Raw genomic sequence first — 19,918 nt, 5'->3', positions numbered from 1 at the left:
GGTGACCACCTCGGTCAGCGGCTGGTCCGGTCGCTGTCCGTAGGCACTTTGCGGTGCTGGGTTGATTGTTTAATAAGCGCCCTTGACGGGCTTAGGCGGCGATGAGATGGCTTTGATCGTACAGAAGTTTGGAGGTACCTCGGTGGGCTCCGTCGAGCGCATCGAGCAAGTGGCGGCGAAGGTCAAAAAATTCCGTGATAACGGAGACGACATTGTCGTGGTGGTCTCGGCCATGAGCGGTGAAACCAACCGGCTGATCGATCTTGCCAAACAGATCAGCGAACAGCCGGTCGCCCGCGAGTTGGACGTGATGGTGTCGACGGGTGAGCAGGTCACTATCGCTCTGCTCGCGATGGCGCTGATGAAAATCGGCGTCCCAGCGGTGTCCTATACGGGCTCCCAGGTCCGGATCCTGACCGACAGTGCCCATACCAAAGCGCGCATCCTGCAGATTGATTCGCAGCAGATTCAGAAGGAGCTCAAGGCCGGGCGAGTCGTTGTCGTGGCCGGATTCCAGGGCGTGGATGAAGCCGGCAATATCACCACGCTTGGCCGTGGCGGTTCAGACACTACCGGTGTGGCTCTCGCTGCAGCGTTGAAGGCAGACGAGTGCCAGATCTATACCGATGTCGATGGGGTTTACACGACCGATCCTCGCGTCGTTGCCAAGGCGCAGCGCCTGGACAAGATTACCTTTGAAGAAATGCTTGAGATGGCAAGTCTCGGGTCGAAAGTGTTACAGATTCGCGCCGTGGAATTCGCAGGTAAATACAGCGTTCCGTTGCGCGTGTTGCATAGTTTTCAAGAGGGTCCAGGAACCCTCATTACCCTTGATGAAGAGGAATCCATGGAACAGCCCATCATTTCCGGCATCGCTTTCAATCGTGATGAAGCCAAGCTGACCATTCGTGGTGTGCCGGATACCCCCGGGGTGGCCTTCAAGATCCTTGGCCCGGTCAGTGCGGCCAATGTCGAGGTGGACATGATCGTGCAGAACGTCGCGCACGATAACACCACGGATTTCACCTTCACTGTCCACCGGAACGATTACCATAACGCGCTGCAAGTGCTGGAAGGTATCGCCCGTGACATGGGCGCCCGCGAAGTCATTGGTGATATCGACATCGCCAAGGTATCGATTGTCGGCGTAGGTATGCGTTCTCATGCGGGCGTCGCGAGTCGGATGTTTGAGGCACTGGCGAAGGAGAACATCAACATACAGATGATCTCTACCTCTGAAATCAAGGTCTCGGTAGTGATTGAGGAAAAATACCTGGAATTGGCGGTACGGGCATTGCACACCGCATTCGAGCTGGATGCTCCCGCTGGCAAGGGGGAATGACGCGCTGACTGCGGACTGATTCGAGCCTTCCGTCGTTTTCGCCGGGGGTAAAGGAACTTTAGAGTCGTTGTTACTGGTCAATAGCTGGTGAAAGGCTCTAGGTCGATGTTTCACGGAACATTATCCGTCTTTATCTTTGCAGACTGTTTACTGAATTGAATCCGTTTTAAGGAGAAAGGAATGCTGATTCTGACTCGCCGGGTCGGAGAGACCCTGATGGTGGGTGACGATGTGACTGTCACTGTACTGGGTGTCAAAGGAAATCAAGTGCGTATAGGAGTGAATGCACCCAAAGAGGTAGCGGTGCATCGCGAGGAGATTTATCAACGGATCCAGAAAGAAAAAGATCAAGAACCAAGCCATTAATATTTATGTGATTTTTGGCTTTGCAAGCGGGGCGAAGATGGGTATCATGCGCCCCGTGTTGCGGAGAGGTGGCCGAGTGGCCGAAGGCGCTCCCCTGCTAAGGGAGTACATCTCAAAAGGGTGTCGGGGGTTCGAATCCCCCCCTCTCCGCCATTTTGCATGATTGGTTTGTGGGTCGGTTTTAGCGGTGCGGTTTGATAAAAAACATTGAACCAAAAAGCTTGACCACCGAGTTCACAAACTTATAATGCGCACCCTCAGTGCACTCATAGCTCAGCTGGATAGAGTACTCGGCTACGAACCGAGCGGTCGGAGGTTCGAATCCTCCTGAGTGCACCATATTGTCGGACCTCAGAAATGTGGTTCGTGTTGTAGCCAGCGGTGACCTGGTTTATCAATCGCCTTTGCACTCATAGCTCAGCTGGATAGAGTACTCGGCTACGAACCGAGCGGTCGGAGGTTCGAATCCTCCTGAGTGCACCAAATCGGAAAAGGGTCTGCAGCGATGCAGACCCTTTTTTCGTTTGTGGAGTTAGCGTTTCCCTCGAACGCAGCCGTTTTCATCGAAGGTGACGGTGCGTGTCCTGCCCTTATCGTTGCTGTAGCGGTACTGCATCTGGCCATTGCGAGTGGCCACTGTGTCGGGTGTGCCGAAGGTGCTCTCGATATCGGTGCGGGTCATGCCGGGATGAATCTGCTTTTTGATCAGCGCATCTCGCCTTGCGCTCCCGGTTATGCGGTTTCCGCATCCATCATCCTGTGCGCCTACAACGGTAAGGCTTCGCGCCGACTCTTTCTTTGACGTCTTATGTCGTCCTTTAGATTTGGCCAGAGGTACGGCTTTGCCGGAACCGGGTGTGGGATTCGCTGCCTCCTGAATCTGAGCGGTCTGATCGATCGGGCATCCCTGTCGAGTAAACGTGAGGTTCCCTGCGGCGTCACTGCAGCGATAGATGCTTGCAGCAAACGTTGGGGCGGTGGAGAGGAGAAGGGCACAGCAGCTTCCTGCGATCAGTTTGTTCATAGTCGTCCTCCTTGACGATGGGTCGAACCAGCCTAGCCAAATACCGCTTGGCTCGCAGCGGTGCCTTTCCGCAACGTGAATGCGTCCACATTGATAGCGCGATCCTTCGGTGGCGACGCGCAAGCGATTGTATTGCCTGTATTTCGCGGTCGTGCATCACAGTTGCGGTGGTATTATTGCGCGGTCCGCCCGTTTGGGCTTCTGGATCCGCCTCATGGATTTGCCCAGTAGTCGTATAAAACCCTCGCTTGCCAATCACGTTTTGAATGATTGATCCCCTGGCGCGCTCCAACCGCTGGGGGTGGAGTGCGCCATGACTGAAGTTGAAGCAAAAAAGCCGCAGGAAAGTCTCCAGGATCGTCTGGCGCAGGTCGTCGAGTTGCTCCACCGGCACAGGATCGTCGAGGATCTGGCGCATCGTCAGAGTCAGGAAGGGCAGCATCAGGATCTTGTCGAAAACCTGGTGCATCGTCAGAACCTCGTCGAACTGCAGCGCAAGCTGGAGGCGCTGCACCCCGCTGACATCGCGCATATTCTCGAAGCTTTGCCCCTTGATGACCGCCTGACGGTCTGGCAGCTGGTCAAGTCCGATCGCGATGGCGATATCTTGCTCGAGGTTTCCGACGCGGTCCGCGAGACGCTGATCGCCGACATGGACGATCACGAGCTCCTCGCTGCTGCCAAGGAAATGGACGCCGACGAACTGGCGGACCTGGCGGCCGAGTTGCCGCGAGACGTCGTTCACGAGCTAATGGAAACGCTTGATGCGCAACAGCGTGAGCGTGTCCGATCGGCATTGTCTTACGAGGAAGATCAGGTTGGCGCTCTGATGGACTTCGAGATGGTCACGATCCGCGAGGACGTAAGCCTTGAAGTCGTGCTGCGCTACCTGCGGCGGCTGAAGGAGCTGCCCGGCCATACTGACAAGTTATTCGTAGTCGATTACGACGGCGTGCTCAAGGGCGTTCTACCCATCAAGCGATTGCTGGTCAATGATCCGGAGCGGCATGTGGCTGAGGTGATGGCCAGTGACCCGGTGACATTCCATCCGGATGAGGATGCGTATGAGGCAGCCCAGGCATTCGAGCGCTACGACTTGGTTTCGACACCGGTAGTAGACAAAAGCGGCAAGCTTATCGGGCGCCTGACCATTGACGAGATGGTTGACCTGATCCGTGAGGAGAGCGAAAGCGAAGTGCTCAATATGGCGGGTCTGCGCGAAGAAGAAGACATCTTCGCCTCGGTCTGGAAATCGCTGCGTAACCGTTGGGCCTGGCTTGCAGTCAATCTCATCACTGCCTTTGTTGCCTCGCGTGTGATCGGCCTATTCGATGGCTCGATCGAGAAGCTAGTTGCATTGGCTGCGCTGATGCCGATAGTCGCTGGCATTGGCGGCAATTCAGGCAATCAGACCATCACCATGATTGTCCGAGCAATGGCCCTCGACCAGATGGGTACCGGCAACAGTGCTCGCTTGCTGCGCAAGGAGGCCGGTGTTGGGATGCTGAATGGCTTGATATGGGGTGGGGTTATCGGTGTCGTGGTCTACTGGCTTTACGGCAGCTGGTCGTTGGGTGTGGTGATGACTGCGGCGATGACGCTCAATCTTTTGCTGGCGGCCTTGATGGGCGTGCTGATTCCGGTGACCTTGGCGCGAATGGGGCGAGACCCGGCGCTGGGTGCCAGTGTCATGATCACTGCCGTTACCGACAGTGGCGGTTTCTTTATTTTTCTCGGGCTCGCAACAATTTTTCTACTCTGACTCGTTCCGCCTGCGTCGACTTGGCGTTTGCCTTGCGCCTGTTGTTCGGGCTACTGTTCTGAGGTTTCGCGCTAGCGAACGCCCTAACTCGAAGCGAATAACAGGCGGCTTGAGCCGCTGATAGAAAGGGAATCCCGATGACCCCCAGCGAACTCCTCCTAGAAGGCGTCGAACTTATGCTGTTCGGCTTAGGTTCCGTTTTTGTCTTCCTCGTGTTGTTGATTGCTTGCATTCGCCTGATGTCTTTTGTGATCGGCCGCTTCGACAGTGCGCCCACCGCTCAGTTGGCTTCCAGCGAACCCGCTGTGGCTGAAGTGGATGCCGATCTCATTACGGCAATCCAGACCGCTATCCATCAGCACCGCGCTCGTCGTGGTTGATTCAGAACAGGGAGTTCCCTTCATGACATCTGTCAAACAGCCGCTCGGCATTACCGATGTGGTGCTTCGTGATGCGCATCAATCCATTCTGGCTACCCGCGTTCGCCTTGAAGACATGCTACCGATTGCCGGCAAGCTCGATCAGGTTGGCTTCTGGTCGGTCGAGTCCTGGGGCGGGGCAACCTTTGATTCTTGCATTCGTTATCTGGGCGAAGATCCCTGGGAGCGCATCCGCGAACTGAAGAAGGCGATGCCCAACACTCGGCAGCAAATGCTGCTGCGTGGCCAGAACCTGCTGGGCTATCGGCATTACGCCGATGATGTGGTTGAAAAGTTCGTCGAGCGAGCTGCGGCTAACGGCGTCGATGTGTTCCGTGTGTTCGATGCGATGAACGATCCACGCAACCTGGAAACCGCTCTGCGCGCGGTCAAGCTGCAGGGCAAGCATGCGCAAGGTACCATTTCCTACACCACCAGCCCGGTGCATACCCTGGAAATGTGGGTCGACCTGGCCAAGCAGATCGAGGACATGGGTGCCGACTCGGTGGCGATCAAGGACATGGCCGGCATTCTCACGCCGTATATGGCCTATGAGCTGGTCTCGCGCTTGAAGGCAAGCCTGTCCATTCCGATCCATATGCAGTGTCACGCCACGGCGGGCCTTTCCACAGCTTCCATTCTCAAAGCGGTCGAGGCGGGCATCGATAATGTCGATACAGCCATTTCCTCCCTCTCAATGACCTATGGACATTCGCCAACCGAGTCGGTGGTGGCGATTTTCCAGGGCACCGAGCGTGATACCGGGCTCGATCTGCTGCTGCTGGAAGAGATCGCTGCGTACTTCCGCGAGGTGCGCAAGAAGTACGCAAAGTTCGAAGGCACGCTCAAGGGCGTCGACTCGCGCATCCTTGTGGCTCAAGTGCCGGGTGGCATGCTGACCAATATGGAGGGCCAATTAAAGGAGCAGGGCGCACTCGACAAGTTCGATGAGGTGCTCGCCGAGATTCCTCGCGTTCGTGAAGATCTGGGGTTCATTCCGTTGGTAACGCCGACCTCGCAAATCGTCGGTACCCAGGCCGTCATAAACGTGCTCACTGGTGAGCGCTTCAAATCTATTACCAAGGAAACCGCAGGTATCCTCAAGGGCGAGTACGGAGCGGCACCAGCCCCGTTCAATGTCGAACTGCAGCAGCGCGTCCTCGACGGTGCAGATGTCATCACCTGCCGCCCGGCCGACCTGCTGCAGCCGGAAATGGAGAAGCTAACGGCCGAGCTGAAGGGGTTGGCGCTGGAAAAAGGCATCAAGCTGGCCGAGAACGAGATTGATGACGTCCTCACCTATGCGTTGTTTCCTCAGATCGGCCTTAAGTTCCTTGAAAACCGAGGCAACGCCTCTGCTTTCGAGCCGGTGCCGACCGGCAAGGAGCAAGCGCCACGGGAAGCGGGCGTACCCGAGGTCTACACCGTCGAAGTCAACGGCAAGTCCTTCGTCGTTCAGGTCAATGAAGGCGGCGACATCGAGGGCATCAAGGCTGTTGGCAGTGGCTCGGCCGTCCCGTCGACGGTCGCTAGCGCGCCGGCGTCTGGTACAGGCGAACCTCAACCGGCTCCGTTAGCTGGCAATATCTTTAAGGTTCTCGTGCAGCCCGGTCAGCTGGTTCAGGAAGGAGATCTGGTGATCATCCTCGAAGCCATGAAGATGGAAACTGAAATCCGTGCGTTCAAAGCCGGCACCGTTTCAGGTGTGAACGTTAAGGTCGGCGACGCGGTGTCGGTGGGCGATAGCCTGCTGACCATCGCTTAAGGAGCGCTGCATGGATAAGTTGCTCAAGCTGTGGCACAGCACTGGTCTTTATCATATAGAGCCCGGTCAGCTGCTGATGATCGTGGTGTGTCTGGGGCTGATCTATCTGGCAATTCGCAAGGGGTTCGAACCCTTGCTGCTGATCCCAATCGGATTTGGCGGCGTGCTTGCCAATATTCCCGTTGCCAACATGGCCGAGGGTGCGGGCATCCTCCACCTGTTCTATGAAGTGGGTCTGCCGACCAGTGTGTTCCCGTTGTTGATATTCATGGGCGTCGGCGCCATGACAGACTTCGGTCCAATGCTGGCTAACCCCAAGACTCTGCTGCTCGGTGCGGCGGCGCAATTCGGTATCTTCGCCACCTTGCTTGGTGCTCTGTCACTTGCGGCAATGGGGGTTCCGGGGATGGAATTCACACTGCGTGAGGCTGCTTCGATTGCGATCATTGGCGGTGCAGACGGCCCCACTTCAATCTTCGTTACGGCAAAGCTCGCGCCGCATCTGCTGGGGCCGATCGCTGTTGCGGCCTACTCTTACATGGCGCTGGTTCCGTTGATTCAGCCACCCATCATGCGAGCGCTGACGACCAAGGAAGAACGCGCCATTGTCATGACGCAGCTGCGCCATGTCGGTCAGGCAGAAAAGATCGTCTTTCCGCTCATGCTTGCTCTGCTGGTGGGTTTGCTACTGCCGGATGCCGCGCCGCTAGTAGGCATGTTCGCCTTTGGTAACCTGTTGCGCGAGTGCGGGGTCGTGGATCGTCTGGCCGACACCTCACGTAACGCGCTGATAAACATCGTGACCATCGCGTTGGGGCTGACTGTTGGCTCTAAGCTGTCCGCAGAAGCCTTCCTGCAGATGAAAACCCTTGGGATCTTGCTGCTCGGAATGGTTGCCTTCTGTGGCGGTACGGCGGCGGGCGTGCTGATGGCCAAGGTCATGAACATGTTCAGCGCGAACAAGATCAACCCGCTGATTGGGTCGGCCGGCGTTTCGGCAGTGCCAATGGCGGCGAGAGTATCGAACAAGGTCGGGCTTGAGGCGAATGCTCAGAACTTCCTACTCATGCATGCCATGGGCCCGAACGTAGCAGGGGTGATTGGCTCGGCTGTTGCGGCGGGCGTTCTGCTTAGCTTTGTAGGCTAGCGCCACTGCTGATGCGTGGCGTGGGAAAGAGACACGAGAAAATGCCTACGCTGATAAGGCGTAGGCATTTTCGTTTCATGTTGCTAGTAAATCCACCCTATCGCCAAGGTGGCTAACAATGCGTCTTACCAAATGCAAACTGCTCTGTCGTGCTGTCAGGGCGGTTTGCGCTAGTCGTCAGTACTGAACGGATTCAATCTTCTTCTTTCGCAGCTTCGGCATCCTGCGCGATAAGGGCGATCAGTGCGTTTTGCTGGCGGTGGGCCAGCTGGCGAAAGCGTTGCAGCAGTTCGCGCTCATGCAGCGACAGTTCCGGGCTGTCCAGGCGCATTGCGGAATCGTCATCAAGCGCACCTTCTTGAAGAAGGCTTTGCTCTAGGCGAGCAATGATCTCGGAGTTCATGCTTCGATGGTGGTTCCGCGCAACCTCTGCAATGCGCTCTCGCATTCCGTCTGGGAGCCGAACCACGAATTTGTCAGCCGTGCGGCTGGAGTAAACTGCCTGCTTCATTGGGCGCATATTAAACCGGTTAGTCAGGTGGGCGATGGTGGCTTATTGCCGTTCTAGTCACCGGTCTGACACCAAACAGCACATGCTGTTCCACGACCTGCGAAAAAGATGCTGGACAACTTAATGGCGCCAATTATACGGCGACAAAAGTAGGAGTAAAGGCTCTGTGGTGGCCAATAGCCTTTATTGTGATCCAGCGCTTATCTCGTCTGCGTCGCTAGCGCAGCACTGGGTCGAATTTGATTCGCCGACCTAGCAGCAGCGTAATCGTAAACAGCACCGCGAATAGCACTGTGCCGCCTGTGACAAGCGTATCCCAGAACTCAGGAAGGGTTGAGCCGATACTCAGGGCGCCGCACAGCATGCCAAGCGCAAGGAATAGATATCCGTAAATAGACATTTTCATCTCCGATAAAGCCTGCATGCAGCCATCTTGGTCTAGAAAATCCAGCGCTGTGCCTGAACGGGCTTGCTTTGCGCGCTGCTGCTAATGGTGCTTGCCGGCACAGAAAGCCTAGGTGTGGTCACCTGGGAGGGGGTCGATGCTGTCTTCATAAGGTCCGTTGTTGGCATGGTCTCAAGCAGCGGAATTGCGACAGCGGCCAAAAGGGCGGTGCTGAGTAGGTAGGCTGGGCGTGGCATCGGCGTCTCCTTCGCGTTACGGTCAGGTAATTAAGCACCTCTCGTGCCAACAGGTTGTTGGTAAATAACTGTTATATATCAATGATTTATCAGTTATTTTCAGATTTGGCCAATGCGCTTTGCAAGATTTCCGCTTCTCGTTCATGCAAAATGCAATGGGTGGTGTGTGCTGTCATCGTCAGCCATTGGGCGTTGCTGCTTTATAAGTGGGGCGGGCATGACAAACGAGCCAATGGTCGCTAACATGCTGCCGCCCGCGTGTCCCAGTAGCTCAATTGGATAGAGCATCCCCCTCCTAAGGGGAAGGTTGTGAGTTCGAACCTCGCCTGGGACGCCACATAGGAGCATTTAGCCCCCTGGCCTAGATGGACAGCTCCTGCAAGTCATTGCCTTTGGGTCTGCTTCGATGGCACATTTCCGTGCTGATTGAAGCCGGCTTCGGCCCCTCCGTTCCGGCCTATCCTCACAGCTGGCGCTTAGTGCTAGACCTACGTGCCTACTGCAGTGTCACAGCTGCACGGACGCTCGGCGGCTCCATAGCGGACCGCGAGCCAGCGGGTCCTCTCATGCAGCTGGCATGTTTCGTAGAAGGCGTGCCATTGCCATCGTCTATGCTGCCACCGATCGGGTCGATCTCTGTCTCAGCCGACTGCAGGCGCCATCGACACGTACCGACTGCGCGATAGTTCAGGCCTTCCAAGGTGGTCTGGACGTGCGGGGACGCGTTTGCGGGGGCATATGAAGATGGTCGCTGGCTCAACATTCGAGCCTCTAGCTAATCACACCGTGCATAGGGTCAGCTATCAATACGAGCCGGCGTTTTGCGCTGTCGTTTTCTGCGCAGACTCACTCGCCGTTTGCTTTGGTCGCGAGCTGACGAGTAGGTGCCGGGTAGAGAGGGTGGCTTTTGATGAACGCCGATCAGTAGCGTGCGTGTTGCTGTATCAACTAAAGCGGTCGGTCACCTGATCACGTCGGGCTTCGCGTTGTAGCTGATAGACGAACCGTTCAACCTGTCTCTGCGTTAAACCGCTGATTCGATGGAAGCGTATCCCGCAGAACGTCAGATCAAGTTTCTCATCGTAGATAACGTGGCGCAGCTCAGCTGCGGTTGTTATGGCGCCGAAAGGCAAGTCTACGGAAAGTTGATCATAGACTTGGCCGGGCTGTAGGCCAGCTTGTAGATTCCCTGGGAAGCTCAGCTTGCAACCTGTTGCGGACATGTCCAGGACCTTGCCCGCCAGGGGTTTCCTGATCGTCTTTCCGTTCAGTTGCGCTGCGATTGGCTGCCCGCTCAGTGTGGCGCGATAGGCGTTTCGCCGCTGGTGGTAGAGAATTTCGTCTGGCAGGTGAGCCCAATAGCATCGCGCATCGTCCAGTTCGCCAACATGAACCGGATGTGGATTATTCCAAGCAATTCGCACGCCCTCGTAAAAGCCTTCAATTTGGAAAGCTTCTCCTAACTCCATCAGTCGCTCACCATCGCTAGGTATTAGCTCGTCTAACGCAAGCCAGCCCTTTTCGCGGTTTATCTCTACCAGGTAAGTCTGGTACCGCTGAGCGCGCTCGGCAAAACGGACCTGCAGTGGGATATGGTTATCCAGCAGGGGGCGTAAATTTGCCTGAATTTCGACTGGAGTCTTGAGTATCTGAGGGGGCTGAGGGCCTTCTCCCTCGGCGAAAGGACTAGACACTTTGGCGTTGCTCTCCGGCATGTAACGACGACAGTCCAATGATAGCACTTTGATGCTACGCGGCTGCGGATGGTTCAGGCCTGGCTGAGCGGGCGATGATGAGTGCTTTTGGCGGCAGCTCCCCGGCGATCATAAACGTCCGGGGTCTGGGAGGTGCCTTGCAGTATTTGCAGCATGGTGCCTACGGCGCTCTGGTTGGCCCGGATAAGCTTGCCATTGCGTTCATTGGCTTTGCGGCAGTCCTCAAGGATGATCTCCAGCTGTTCTGCCTGGGCAAGAATCTCGCCGCCTATCTCCGAAGCTGCGGCAAACTGTGCCAAGCCGTTCCGGTCGGCGCTCAGCTGTGCCCTAGCTAATGCCTGGCTGCGTAGTGTGCCGTGTTGGCCCAAAAGTGCCAGCAGTGCCTGCTTTTGCGTGAGCAGCTGCTCCAGTCCACCGAGATTACGCTCAGACAGCGCCAGATATTCCGCGTCGGTGAGCTCGCGTAGCGTTCTGGCGGTGTCGATATCGTTGGTCAGCTGCTGGAGCAATTCGGAATCTAGCATAGTGGCCTCTGTTGCACTCACGCCCGCTCGCATTGGTGTCAGGCTCAGCGCTGGCTTTCGAACGACAGTAGCTTCGATGCCACTCGCTGGCTGTCCACCTGATAGCTACCATCGGCGATTGCCTGCTTGATCTGAGCAACACGCTCTTGATCAACGGCGGGCTGCTGGTTCAACTTCTCGGTGGTCTGCTGAAGGCGCTGGGCTTCGGGGCTCAGCTGAACGCTCTCCCCCGATACCGGGCTGTTGCCGGTGGTCTTTGCTTCGTCAGTGGAGGGCTGCTGAGCCGTTGGTCGCTCAGTGTTCTGGACGTTGCTGCTACGCCCATTGCTGGTTGAATTGACGGCGCTGTTGGGCCGATTGAAATCGATAACCATGATCGAAACCTCGAATAAGTCAGGACGCTTGCCTGCTTTTCGGCAAATCCAAATAAAACTTTAGTCTTTTTTCATATGGGCGGCTGGCGTAGCGGCGCCCGACTTCACATTGCGACTTCTACCTGCCCGGGACCAACGACGCGGGCTTTGATGGTTCGTCCGGAGCGCTGGTTTTTGACTCTGATCTGAGAGCCAAGCGCGCCGTCGGACAGTGCCTCACCAGGCATTCTTACATTTATCGTAGAGTTTTTCGCGCTGATTACCACCTGGTCGCCTTTGCGGACTATTTCAGCTGCGGATAAATAGGTTGGAGGTAGCACCTGGTCGGGGAGGGCGCTGCGGGTAATCTTATTGCCCAGCACTTGGTCGAACGAGGTTAGATAGCCTTGATTGAGCAAGCTGACGTCGCGCTCGGCAAGGGTGACATCGGCTAGCTCTACGACACTTTCTCGGGCCAGGGGTCGTTTGGCTACGATTACCTCGCGGAACAAATGGACCTGTGCAGGGACGAAAACGGACCAGGGCGAAGCAGCTTCACAGCTAACTCGCACGGTAATGCGACCAACGGGTTGTGCCGGGCTTTCGAGTCTGGTCGTCAATTCTTGATCGCAGGCCGCTAGCCGGAGGCGCGGGTCCAGCCTGTTCAGCTCGATCTCGTAGCGCGCCTGAATTTGACTACGCTGTAAATAGTCAGTTACTTCCTGCTCAAGAAAAGCGCGGGTCGCGTCGATAAGCTGTTCAGGTCGCGTAAAGCTTGCTGAGTCAGCCAGCTGACTCAGCCCGCACAGAGTCGCCAATAGAAACGTTTGGAAAAGCGTCTTGCACGGATGCCGGAAAAAAGTCGTCTGTCTGCTCATGTCTTGGTTGAAGCAAGGGACGTGCCGTTTGTTAGCCATTCAGAAACTGACTGGGCAGGCGAGACAGGTACTTTGCAAACCCGTGTTAGTAATGCATGCCACTTCAGCGCCAGATAGTCTGAGCTACAGATGTCTGCCCGCCCATCTCACACGCAAGAGGAAACTGGCATGGCCGGTGTATTGGATTCGGTTAACCAGCGTACGCAGCTGGTGGGACAGAACCGTCTGGAGCTGCTGCTGTTCAGACTGGACGGCAAACAGCTTTATGGCATCAACGTGTTCAAGGTCAAAGAGGTGCTGCAGTGCCCTCGGCTCACGGTCATGCCTCGGTCGAGCCCGGTGGTGAGAGGGGTGGCGAACATTCGGGGAAGCACGCTTTCTATCCTCGATCTGTCCGCTGCTACCGGAAAGCCAGTGCTACAGGATTTGCCGAATAGCTTTGCCATCATTGTCGAATACAACACCAAGGTGCTTGGTTTTCTGGTCCGCTCGGTGGAGCGGATAGTCAACATGAACTGGGAAGACATTCTTCCGCCGCCTAAGGGTGTTGGGCACGACCATTATTTGACGGCCGTGACTCATGTAGATCAACAGATGGTGGAAATCATCGACGTTGAAAAGATACTCGCCGAAGTGGCGCCGGTGTCCGAAGTGCTCTCGGTCAGCATTGCGGACGAGGCAACCAGTAACAAGGCGTCAACCAGCCGGGTACTGATTGTCGATGACTCGTCTGTGGCGCGAAAGCAGATCATGCGTTGTCTACAAAATCTGGGAATCGAGGTCGTTGCGCACAATGATGGGCGGCAGGCGCTCACCTATCTGCGGAAGCTTGTAGCGGAGGGCAAGAAGCCGTCTGACGAATTCATAATGATGATTTCCGATATCGAAATGCCAGAAATGGATGGTTACACCCTGACGACGGAGGTTCGTCAGGATCCGGCTATGCGTGATATGCATATTCTGCTGCATACTTCGCTTTCCGGTGTGTTCAACCAGAGCATGGTCAAGCGGGTCGGAGCGGACGATTTTCTCGCCAAGTTTCAGGCAGATGATCTGGCCAATCGAGTGATAGAGCGGATCCGGACTACGGATAAGAATTGAGGCTTCGTCCTCTTAATATGACTGGTGGGCATTATTAGTGTCAGGTGATCCGGATTTCGATCAGTTCCGAATATTCCTCGAGAAGACGTGCGGCATTCTGCTGGGCAGCAACAAGCAGTACCTGGTGTCCAGCAGGTTGAACAAGCTTATGGAGCAGCAAGGGCTCAAAACGCTTGGCGATTTGGTCAGGAAGATTCAGTCCCAGCCACGTAGCGGCCTGCGCGAGCAGGTCGTGGACGCCATGACAACCAACGAGACGCTCTGGTTTCGTGACACCTATCCTTTTGAGGTGATGAAAAACCGCGTTCTGCCTGAGCTGCTGAAAAACGCGCCGGGACAGCGCTTGCGTATCTGGTCGGCGGCTTGTTCATCAGGGCAAGAGCCTTACTCGCTGTCGATGACCATCGACGAGTACGAGCGCAGTAGTCCTAGCCAGCCGAAAACGGCAGTTCAGATCGTGGCTACTGAATTGTCAGGCGCCATGCTTGCTGCATCGAAGGCAGCCGAATATGACAGTCTCGCTATCGCTCGAGGTTTATCCAGTGAGCGGCTGCAGCGTCATTTCGAGGTGAAAAGCCCGGGTCGTTGGGTGGTTAAGCCGGCAATTCGTAGTCGTGTTGAGTTTCGGGTGCAGAACCTTCTCGACAGCTATGCAGTGCTCGGCAAGTTCGATGTGGTGTTCTGCCGCAACGTGCTGATTTATTTTTCTGCTGATGTAAAGAAAGACATCCTCAAACGAATCCACGCGACGTTGAAGCCAGGCGGATACCTCTTTCTGGGAGCATCAGAAGCGCTGAACGGTCTTCCTGAGCTCTATCAGATGGTGCAATGCAGCCCGGGCATCATCTACAAAGCAAAGTAATGGTTTCATAGCAAAAGGCGGCAGGAATCTGTCGCTATGGGCTGGATGAGCGGCAAAAACATAGGTGACGCTTTGCCGCTTTTGACGCCTAGTCCAATCCACTCTTCGTAAAAAGCTTATAAATCAGTCAGTTGCCGAAATGGCATGGGCTTTGCTGTGAGTTTGCTAAGCAGACTTGTACCCGGCAAAGGGCTAGATCATGAGCATCAGTTTCGACAAGGCACTCGGCATCCATGAGAAGGCGCTCGGTTTTCGCGCTCAGCGTGCCGAGGTGCTTGCCAACAACATTGCCAACGCTGACACCCCTAACTACAAAGCGCGTGATTTGGATTTCAGCTCGGTGCTTGCTGCGCAAAACAGCAAGAACCAGGGCGGATTCGGCGTGGCCGTGACCAGCAGCAAGCATATTGCCGCCGAAGGCATGGAGATTGCCGATCCCGGCTTGCGTTTCCGCACGCCGGCGCACGCTTCGCTCGACCAAAACACTGTTGATGCCCAGGTTGAGCAAGCGGCCTATGCCGAGAATGCTATCGACTTTCAGGCAAGTTTCACATTGCTCAACAGTAAATTCCGGGGGCTCATGAGCGCCCTGCGCGGCGAATAAAAGGAGCAAAAACGATGTCCCTCAGCAGTGTATTCAGCATCGCCGGCAGCGGCATGAGTGCCCAGAGCACTCGTCTCAACACCATTTCCAGCAACATTGCTAACGCCGAAACGGTGTCGTCTAGCGTCGATCAGACTTATCGCGCGCGTCACCCCGTGTTCGCAACCGTACTGCAGCAGGCCAACGGGTCGCCGAACGAGTCGTTGTTCGCTGAGCAGGACCAGGCAGGGGCAGGCGTGCAGGTGCTGGGAGTGGTGGAAGACCAGAGCGAACTGCAAGCCCGGTACGAGCCCAGCCATCCGGCGGCGAATGCCGAAGGCTACGTGTATTACCCGAACGTCAATGTCGTTGAAGAAATGGCCGACATGATTTCTGCCAGCCGGTCGTTTCAAACCAATGCTGAGCTGATGAATACAGCCAAAACCATGTTGCAGAAAGTACTGACCCTGGGCCAGTAACCACTACGAGATATAGCCATGAGCACGACAGGCGGCGTCAGCGGTACCGGCTCGGTACTTGACCAATACCAGATCAAAGATCGCGAAGTAAAAAGCAACGACCTCGGCAAAAACGAGTTTCTTGAGTTGCTGGTTACTCAGCTGAACAACCAGAACCCGCTGGAGCCGCAAGAGAACGGTGAGTTCATCGCGCAGCTGGCACAGTTCAGCACCGTTGAAGGCGTGGAAAAACTGAACTCGAGCATGGAAACCATGCTGTCCGGGTATCAGTCATCCCAGGCGCTGCAAGCATCGTCACTCGTCGGCCGCAAAGTAATCGTGCCAACCGATAAAGCCGTTGTGGATACCAGCGAAACCTTCAAGGCCAGCATCGTTCTCCCGACAACCAGCAGCAACGTGGCGGTCAACGTCTATGACAGCGCCGGTACGGTAGTGAATCGGATCAACATGGGTCAGCAGGAAGCTGGCAATGTTTCGTTTATATGGGATGGCAAAGACTCGAGCGGCAAAACCTTGCCGCCGGGTACCTATCGATTTGAGGCGCAAGCCACTTATCAAGGCGAGACGAAGGGGTTGTACACCTTGCTTCCTGCCAACGTAGACAGCGTCACTCTCGGACAAAACGGCGGTGAGCTTCAGCTCAATCTGGCCGGTGTCGGCAGCATCGGGCTATCTCAAGTCCAGGTTATCGGTCAGTAACTACCGGCGCGCCCGGTAACAGGAGCAATTCATGTCGTTCAATATCGGCCTTAGCGGCATGCGTGCCGCCAGCAAAGACCTCAATGTCACGGGTAACAACATTGCCAACGCTGGCACGGCGGGCTTCAAGCAGTCGCGGGCGGAGTTCTCGGATGTGTACGCAGCGTCAGTAATGGGGACCGGCAAAAACCCCGTTGGCAGTGGAGTTTTGCTTTCGAACATTTCACAGCAGTTCAATCAAGGCAATGTCAACTATACCCAGAACGCGTTAGATCTCGCAATAAATGGGAATGGTTTCTTCGAGGTTAGCAATAATGGTGCGTTAAGTTATACGCGCGCTGGTTATTTCGGAACTGACAAGGATGGTTTTTTGGTTGATAACTTTGGATATAACTTGCGAGGCTATTCAGCTACTGATGGTGTGCTGGGAAAAGATCTTCAGAATTTAAAAATACAAGCGACGAGCCAAGAGCCGAAAGCGACGACTAAGATGGATCAGGCCTTCAACCTCAATTCCAGCGATAGTCCGCCAGCTATAGGTTTTGATAGTGCTGATCCCTCTACTTACAATTCGTCAACATCGACTAGAGTCTACGACTCGCTGGGTAATTCTCACGTTCTAACCCAGTACTTTGTTAAGGCAGCTCCTAATCAGTGGGAAATGCACAGCTCTCTAGACGGTGTGGGTGCAGCCGGATTTGATCTGTTAAATTTCGATACGTCAGGAAAAATTGTGCCCCCCGCACAAAAAAATTATAGCTGGCCTCTTGCCAATGGAGCTGTTACTCCGGCAGTTTTTAGTCTTGATATGAAAGAAGCTACGCAATACGCGAGCGCTTTTGCTGTTAATAGTGTTGCGCAGGATGGTTACACGACCGGCGATTTGGCGGGTCTCGAAATTGGCGATGACGGAAAGATCTTTGCTCGGTATACGAATGGGCAGTCTAAGGTGCAAGGGCAGGTTGTTTTGGCGAACTTTGCGAACGTTCAAGGGCTTACTCCGGTAGGTAAGACTCAATGGGTGCAGTCCTTGGATTCCGGTGAGCCTGTTCGTAACCCGCCAGGAACCGGTACGCTCGGTGCGTTGCAATCAGGGGCTCTCGAAGACTCCAACGTCGAGCTTTCAGATCAGCTCGTCAACCTGATCGTGGCGCAGCGTAACTACCAGGCGAACGCCAAGACCATCGAAACAGAAAGCGCGATTACCCAGACGATCATCAATCTGCGGTAATTGCTACCTAGCACTGCGCGGGGCGGCGGGAAACTGCCGCTTCGTTTTCAGAAGGCCCTCCGGGGCCTTTTTTTTGTTAGAAAAGGTTTTGTATTTCAAAGGTTTAAGCCTTGGTTTACTGGTTGGCACATGGCTTGCTTTGTTTCGCTACATAAGTCTGATTAGTGTCAATTCGGGTGCAGCGGAGGTTCCATGGACAAGATGCTTTATGTGGCGATGACGGGAGCGAGCCAGAACGCTCAAGCCCAGCAGGCGCATGCCAACAACCTGGCAAACATCTCGACCACGGGCTTCCGGCGTGACTTCGAGCAGGCGCGCTCCATGCAGGTCTTTGGCGACACTTTTCCAGCACGTGTGTATGCCATGACCGAGCGGCCGGGTACGGACTTCAGCTCCGGCACCTTGCAAGAGACAGGTCGGGATCTGGACGTTGCGATCGAAGGGGATGGCTGGATTGCCGTGCAGGCGCCTGACGGCAGCGAAGCCTATGCCCGTACTGGCAGCCTGAACATCGACACACTCGGCATGCTCCGGACCGGCGATGGTTTGCCGGTGCTCGGCAACGCCGGGCCGATTGCCGTGCCACCGGAAGAGAAAGTGGAGATCGGCGCTGACGGCTCAATCAGCATCCGTGCGCTGGGTGAAGATCCGAACGTAGTGGTAACCGTCGATCGTCTCAAGCTGGTCAACCCTGATCTCAAGCAGCTGGAGAAGGGCACCGACGGCCTTATACGTATGAAGGATGGACAGCCTGTCGAGGCTGACGCCGCGGTTCGTGTGACCTCAGGCTTCCTTGAGGCAAGTAACGTCAACGCTGTTGCCGAGATGACATCGATGCTGGCTCTGTCCCGGCAGTTCGAGCTGCACGTGAAAATGATGCGTACTGCCGAAGAAGATGGTGCCGCTGCGGCCCGAGTCTTGCAGATCAGCTAATCAAACTAGTCGGCGCGACCAGATTCCGGCGCCATAGGAGAACGACATGCTTCCAGCACTGTGGGTGAGTAAGACCGGTCTGTCCGCGCAGGATATGAACCTGACCACCATTTCCAACAACCTGGCCAACGTCTCGACCACCGGCTTCAAGAAAGATCGGGCTGAGTTTCAGGACTTGCTATATCAGATCCGCCGCCAGCCTGGTGGCCAGTCCAGCCAGGACAGTGAGCTGCCATCGGGTCTGCAATTGGGTACCGGTGTGCGGATCGTCGGTACGCAGAAGCAGTTCACCGCCGGCAGTCTGCAGACCACCGAACAGCCGCTCGACATGGCAATCAACGGCCGTGGCTTCTTTCAGGTGCTGCTGCCCGACGGCACAGTTTCCTACTCGCGTGACGGCAGTTTCCATCTGAACGCAGAAGGCCAGATCGTGACCTCGAACGGTTACTCACTGGAGCCGGCGATTGTCGTGCCGCCGGAAACGCAGACATTCACCGTGGGCGAGGACGGCACTGTTTCCGTCACAACGCTGGGTAACCCGGCACCACAAATCATTGGCAACATCCAGACCGCTGACTTCGTAAACCCGGCTGGTCTGCAGGCGATGGGCAGCAACCTGTTTCTGGAAACCGCCGCAAGCGGTGCGCCACAAGTCAGTACACCTGGTCTCAATGGCCTGGGTACCGTGCTGCAAAACACCTTGGAAAACTCCAACGTCAGTGTGGTCGAGGAGCTGGTGAACATGATCACCACTCAGCGCGCCTATGAGATGAACTCGAAAGTCATCTCCACGGCCGACCAGATGCTGTCCTTTGTTACCCAGCAGCTTTAACCGCTGTCAGCCGCTGGATTGAGGTGAATATGCGCCGCTTGTTGATTGTCCTTCCGCTGGTGTCCGCCGTGATTGTGTCTGGTTGCGTGGCGCCAGCTCCGAAGCCTAACGATCCTTACTACTCGCCAGTTCTGCCGCGCACACCGCTGCCTGCTGCGCAGAACAACGGGGCGATCTACCAGGCGGGCTTCGAGACTAATTTCTACGACGATCGGAAGGCCTACCGCGTTGGCGACATCATCACCGTCACGCTCAACGAGAAGACACAGGCCAGCAAAAATTCAAACTCGAAAATCTCCAAGGACAGCAGTGCCAACATCGGGCTCGGGTCTCTCTTTGGCGGCGCCGTTTCGATGGCCAATCCGCTGGCCGGCAGCGGTCTGCTTACCGGCGACAAGCTGAGCCTGGGTGCGGAATACGATGCGTCACGTGATACATCCGGTTCCGGTCAGGCCGGGCAGAGCAACAGTCTCTCCGGTTCGATCACAGTGACCGTGTCGGACGTGCTGCCTAACGGCATCCTAGCGATCCGTGGAGAAAAATGGATGACGCTCAATACGGGCGATGAGCTGGTGCGAATTGCCGGTTTGGTACGTTCGGACGATATCGCCACCGACAACACCGTCCCGTCGACCCGTATCGCTGATGCTCGCATTACCTATTCTGGCACCGGCGCCTTTGCCGATGCCAGCCAGCCAGGTTGGCTGGACCGTTTCTTCATCAGCCCGTTGTGGCCGTTCTAAGCAGGTG

The 19,918-nt window shown here is 55.8% G+C and carries 22 protein-coding genes and 4 tRNA genes; 19 read left to right on the top strand and 7 right to left on the bottom strand.

Annotation, left to right across the window (positions count from 1 at the left end):
• Window positions 1-106: 106 nt before the first annotated feature.
• The 5 genes from ACQKIK_RS11595 (at window position 107) to ACQKIK_RS11575 (ending at window position 2,191) form a co-directional block, all read left to right on the top strand.
• Window positions 107-1,342, top strand: coding sequence for an aspartate kinase (locus ACQKIK_RS11595; protein WP_499136045.1), 1,236 nt, complete (start codon window positions 107-109; stop codon window positions 1,340-1,342).
• Window positions 1,343-1,522: 180 nt separating this feature from the next.
• A complete protein-coding gene (gene csrA, locus ACQKIK_RS11590; RefSeq protein ID WP_003283978.1) occupies window positions 1,523-1,708 on the top strand; it encodes a carbon storage regulator CsrA in 186 nt (61 codons plus the stop codon).
• A 62-nt stretch (window positions 1,709-1,770) separates the two neighbouring features.
• Window positions 1,771-1,861: transfer RNA gene (locus ACQKIK_RS11585), tRNA-Ser, on the top strand.
• A gap of 109 nt (window positions 1,862-1,970) precedes the next feature.
• Window positions 1,971-2,047: transfer RNA gene (locus ACQKIK_RS11580), tRNA-Arg, on the top strand.
• Window positions 2,048-2,114: 67 nt separating this feature from the next.
• Window positions 2,115-2,191: transfer RNA gene (locus tag ACQKIK_RS11575), tRNA-Arg, on the top strand.
• 49 nt (window positions 2,192-2,240) lie between these two features.
• On the opposite strand, the gene ACQKIK_RS11570 is transcribed toward ACQKIK_RS11575, so the two are convergent.
• Complete coding sequence (locus tag ACQKIK_RS11570; RefSeq protein ID WP_499136044.1) at window positions 2,241-2,732, bottom strand: DUF4124 domain-containing protein; 492 nt, start codon at window positions 2,730-2,732, stop codon at window positions 2,241-2,243.
• Between the two features lie 313 nt (window positions 2,733-3,045).
• On the opposite strand from ACQKIK_RS11570, the gene mgtE reads away from it, so the two are divergent.
• The 4 genes from mgtE (at window position 3,046) to ACQKIK_RS11550 (ending at window position 7,825) form a co-directional block, all read left to right on the top strand.
• Window positions 3,046-4,494, top strand: a complete 1,449-nt coding sequence (gene mgtE, locus ACQKIK_RS11565) for a magnesium transporter (protein ID WP_045425986.1) — start codon at window positions 3,046-3,048, stop codon at window positions 4,492-4,494.
• 137 nt (window positions 4,495-4,631) lie between these two features.
• Window positions 4,632-4,874, top strand: a complete 243-nt coding sequence (locus ACQKIK_RS11560) for an OadG family protein (RefSeq protein ID WP_045425989.1) — start codon at window positions 4,632-4,634, stop codon at window positions 4,872-4,874.
• Window positions 4,875-4,896: 22 nt separating this feature from the next.
• Window positions 4,897-6,678 carry a sodium-extruding oxaloacetate decarboxylase subunit alpha gene (gene oadA / locus ACQKIK_RS11555; RefSeq protein WP_499136042.1) on the top strand — a complete coding sequence of 594 codons (1,782 nt, stop codon included), beginning with the start codon at window positions 4,897-4,899 and terminating at the stop codon, window positions 6,676-6,678.
• 10 nt (window positions 6,679-6,688) lie between these two features.
• Window positions 6,689-7,825: a sodium ion-translocating decarboxylase subunit beta gene (locus ACQKIK_RS11550; RefSeq protein ID WP_499136041.1), complete on the top strand. Its 1,137-nt coding sequence runs from the start codon at window positions 6,689-6,691 to the stop codon at window positions 7,823-7,825.
• A gap of 193 nt (window positions 7,826-8,018) precedes the next feature.
• Here ACQKIK_RS11550 and ACQKIK_RS11545 read toward each other — a convergent pair whose 3' ends face one another.
• Window positions 8,019-8,345, bottom strand: a complete 327-nt coding sequence (locus tag ACQKIK_RS11545; protein WP_045425999.1) for an Arc family DNA-binding protein — start codon at window positions 8,343-8,345, stop codon at window positions 8,019-8,021.
• Between the two features lie 208 nt (window positions 8,346-8,553).
• Window positions 8,554-8,736, bottom strand: a complete 183-nt coding sequence (locus ACQKIK_RS11540; protein WP_231107993.1) for a PA3371 family protein — start codon at window positions 8,734-8,736, stop codon at window positions 8,554-8,556.
• Window positions 8,737-9,238: 502 nt separating this feature from the next.
• On the opposite strand from ACQKIK_RS11540, the gene ACQKIK_RS11535 reads away from it, so the two are divergent.
• Window positions 9,239-9,315: transfer RNA gene (locus ACQKIK_RS11535), tRNA-Arg, on the top strand.
• Window positions 9,316-9,922: 607 nt separating this feature from the next.
• Here the strand turns inward: ACQKIK_RS11535 and ACQKIK_RS11530 are convergent.
• The 4 genes from ACQKIK_RS11530 to flgA form a co-directional block, all read right to left on the bottom strand.
• Complete coding sequence (locus ACQKIK_RS11530) at window positions 9,923-10,672, bottom strand: flagellar brake protein (protein WP_499136427.1); 750 nt, start codon at window positions 10,670-10,672, stop codon at window positions 9,923-9,925.
• 74 nt (window positions 10,673-10,746) lie between these two features.
• A complete protein-coding gene (locus ACQKIK_RS11525) occupies window positions 10,747-11,217 on the bottom strand; it encodes a flagella synthesis protein FlgN (RefSeq protein ID WP_045426010.1) in 471 nt (156 codons plus the stop codon).
• 44 nt (window positions 11,218-11,261) lie between these two features.
• On the bottom strand, window positions 11,262-11,591 hold the full coding sequence (gene flgM / locus ACQKIK_RS11520; protein ID WP_045426013.1) for a flagellar biosynthesis anti-sigma factor FlgM: 330 nt from the start codon (window positions 11,589-11,591) through the stop codon (window positions 11,262-11,264).
• A gap of 104 nt (window positions 11,592-11,695) precedes the next feature.
• Window positions 11,696-12,448, bottom strand: a complete 753-nt coding sequence (flgA, locus tag ACQKIK_RS11515; RefSeq protein ID WP_499136039.1) for a flagellar basal body P-ring formation chaperone FlgA — start codon at window positions 12,446-12,448, stop codon at window positions 11,696-11,698.
• 168 nt (window positions 12,449-12,616) lie between these two features.
• On the opposite strand from flgA, the gene ACQKIK_RS11510 reads away from it, so the two are divergent.
• From ACQKIK_RS11510 to flgH, 9 genes are all read left to right on the top strand, one after another.
• Window positions 12,617-13,549 carry a chemotaxis protein CheV gene (locus tag ACQKIK_RS11510; protein ID WP_046162218.1) on the top strand — a complete coding sequence of 311 codons (933 nt, stop codon included), beginning with the start codon at window positions 12,617-12,619 and terminating at the stop codon, window positions 13,547-13,549.
• A gap of 37 nt (window positions 13,550-13,586) precedes the next feature.
• A complete protein-coding gene (locus ACQKIK_RS11505; protein ID WP_064482562.1) occupies window positions 13,587-14,411 on the top strand; it encodes a CheR family methyltransferase in 825 nt (274 codons plus the stop codon).
• A gap of 199 nt (window positions 14,412-14,610) precedes the next feature.
• Complete coding sequence (flgB, locus tag ACQKIK_RS11500) at window positions 14,611-15,015, top strand: flagellar basal body rod protein FlgB (protein ID WP_045426025.1); 405 nt, start codon at window positions 14,611-14,613, stop codon at window positions 15,013-15,015.
• A gap of 14 nt (window positions 15,016-15,029) precedes the next feature.
• The gene (gene flgC / locus ACQKIK_RS11495; protein WP_045426028.1) at window positions 15,030-15,473 is read left to right on the top strand and encodes a flagellar basal body rod protein FlgC; all 444 of its coding nucleotides are present in this window, start codon (window positions 15,030-15,032) and stop codon (window positions 15,471-15,473) included.
• 18 nt (window positions 15,474-15,491) lie between these two features.
• Window positions 15,492-16,172, top strand: coding sequence for a flagellar hook assembly protein FlgD (gene flgD, locus ACQKIK_RS11490; protein ID WP_499136037.1), 681 nt, complete (start codon window positions 15,492-15,494; stop codon window positions 16,170-16,172).
• 31 nt (window positions 16,173-16,203) lie between these two features.
• Window positions 16,204-17,403, top strand: coding sequence for a flagellar hook protein FlgE (gene flgE, locus ACQKIK_RS11485; RefSeq protein ID WP_499136036.1), 1,200 nt, complete (start codon window positions 16,204-16,206; stop codon window positions 17,401-17,403).
• A gap of 192 nt (window positions 17,404-17,595) precedes the next feature.
• Window positions 17,596-18,336: a flagellar basal-body rod protein FlgF gene (flgF, locus tag ACQKIK_RS11480; protein WP_045426036.1), complete on the top strand. Its 741-nt coding sequence runs from the start codon at window positions 17,596-17,598 to the stop codon at window positions 18,334-18,336.
• A 46-nt stretch (window positions 18,337-18,382) separates the two neighbouring features.
• Window positions 18,383-19,168: a flagellar basal-body rod protein FlgG gene (gene flgG, locus ACQKIK_RS11475; RefSeq protein ID WP_046162214.1), complete on the top strand. Its 786-nt coding sequence runs from the start codon at window positions 18,383-18,385 to the stop codon at window positions 19,166-19,168.
• A gap of 29 nt (window positions 19,169-19,197) precedes the next feature.
• Window positions 19,198-19,911 (top strand): flagellar basal body L-ring protein FlgH, encoded by a 714-nt coding sequence (gene flgH / locus ACQKIK_RS11470; protein ID WP_499136034.1) that lies wholly within the window; start codon window positions 19,198-19,200, stop codon window positions 19,909-19,911.
• The last annotated feature ends 7 nt before the right edge of the window (window positions 19,912-19,918 follow it).

The sequence above is a fragment of the Pseudomonas sp. NPDC047961 genome, from assembly GCF_050272435.1.
Taxonomy (GTDB): Bacteria; Pseudomonadota; Gammaproteobacteria; order Pseudomonadales; family Pseudomonadaceae; genus Stutzerimonas.
The sequence above is the reverse complement of the archived record's forward strand: the minus strand, read 5'-3'. Positions and strand labels throughout refer to the sequence as shown.

Excerpts from the sequence above, each read along its gene's own strand:
- ACQKIK_RS11595 (WP_499136045.1), top strand. The coding sequence starts at position 107 with ATGGCTTTGATCGTACAGAAGTTTGGAGGTACCTCGGTGGGCTCCGTC.
- csrA (WP_003283978.1), top strand. The coding sequence starts at position 1,523 with ATGCTGATTCTGACTCGCCGGGTCGGAGAGACCCTGATGGTGGGTGAC.
- ACQKIK_RS11570 (WP_499136044.1), bottom strand. The coding sequence starts at position 2,732 with ATGAACAAACTGATCGCAGGAAGCTGCTGTGCCCTTCTCCTCTCCACC.
- mgtE (WP_045425986.1), top strand. The coding sequence starts at position 3,046 with ATGACTGAAGTTGAAGCAAAAAAGCCGCAGGAAAGTCTCCAGGATCGT.
- ACQKIK_RS11560 (WP_045425989.1), top strand. The coding sequence starts at position 4,632 with ATGACCCCCAGCGAACTCCTCCTAGAAGGCGTCGAACTTATGCTGTTC.
- oadA (WP_499136042.1), top strand. The coding sequence starts at position 4,897 with ATGACATCTGTCAAACAGCCGCTCGGCATTACCGATGTGGTGCTTCGT.
- ACQKIK_RS11550 (WP_499136041.1), top strand. The coding sequence starts at position 6,689 with ATGGATAAGTTGCTCAAGCTGTGGCACAGCACTGGTCTTTATCATATA.
- ACQKIK_RS11545 (WP_045425999.1), bottom strand. The coding sequence starts at position 8,345 with ATGCGCCCAATGAAGCAGGCAGTTTACTCCAGCCGCACGGCTGACAAA.
- ACQKIK_RS11540 (WP_231107993.1), bottom strand. The coding sequence starts at position 8,736 with ATGTCTATTTACGGATATCTATTCCTTGCGCTTGGCATGCTGTGCGGC.
- ACQKIK_RS11525 (WP_045426010.1), bottom strand. The coding sequence starts at position 11,217 with ATGCTAGATTCCGAATTGCTCCAGCAGCTGACCAACGATATCGACACC.
- flgM (WP_045426013.1), bottom strand. The coding sequence starts at position 11,591 with ATGGTTATCGATTTCAATCGGCCCAACAGCGCCGTCAATTCAACCAGC.
- flgA (WP_499136039.1), bottom strand. The coding sequence starts at position 12,448 with ATGAGCAGACAGACGACTTTTTTCCGGCATCCGTGCAAGACGCTTTTC.
- ACQKIK_RS11510 (WP_046162218.1), top strand. The coding sequence starts at position 12,617 with ATGGCCGGTGTATTGGATTCGGTTAACCAGCGTACGCAGCTGGTGGGA.
- flgB (WP_045426025.1), top strand. The coding sequence starts at position 14,611 with ATGAGCATCAGTTTCGACAAGGCACTCGGCATCCATGAGAAGGCGCTC.
- flgC (WP_045426028.1), top strand. The coding sequence starts at position 15,030 with ATGTCCCTCAGCAGTGTATTCAGCATCGCCGGCAGCGGCATGAGTGCC.
- flgD (WP_499136037.1), top strand. The coding sequence starts at position 15,492 with ATGAGCACGACAGGCGGCGTCAGCGGTACCGGCTCGGTACTTGACCAA.
- flgE (WP_499136036.1), top strand. The coding sequence starts at position 16,204 with ATGTCGTTCAATATCGGCCTTAGCGGCATGCGTGCCGCCAGCAAAGAC.
- flgF (WP_045426036.1), top strand. The coding sequence starts at position 17,596 with ATGGACAAGATGCTTTATGTGGCGATGACGGGAGCGAGCCAGAACGCT.
- flgG (WP_046162214.1), top strand. The coding sequence starts at position 18,383 with ATGCTTCCAGCACTGTGGGTGAGTAAGACCGGTCTGTCCGCGCAGGAT.
- flgH (WP_499136034.1), top strand. The coding sequence starts at position 19,198 with ATGCGCCGCTTGTTGATTGTCCTTCCGCTGGTGTCCGCCGTGATTGTG.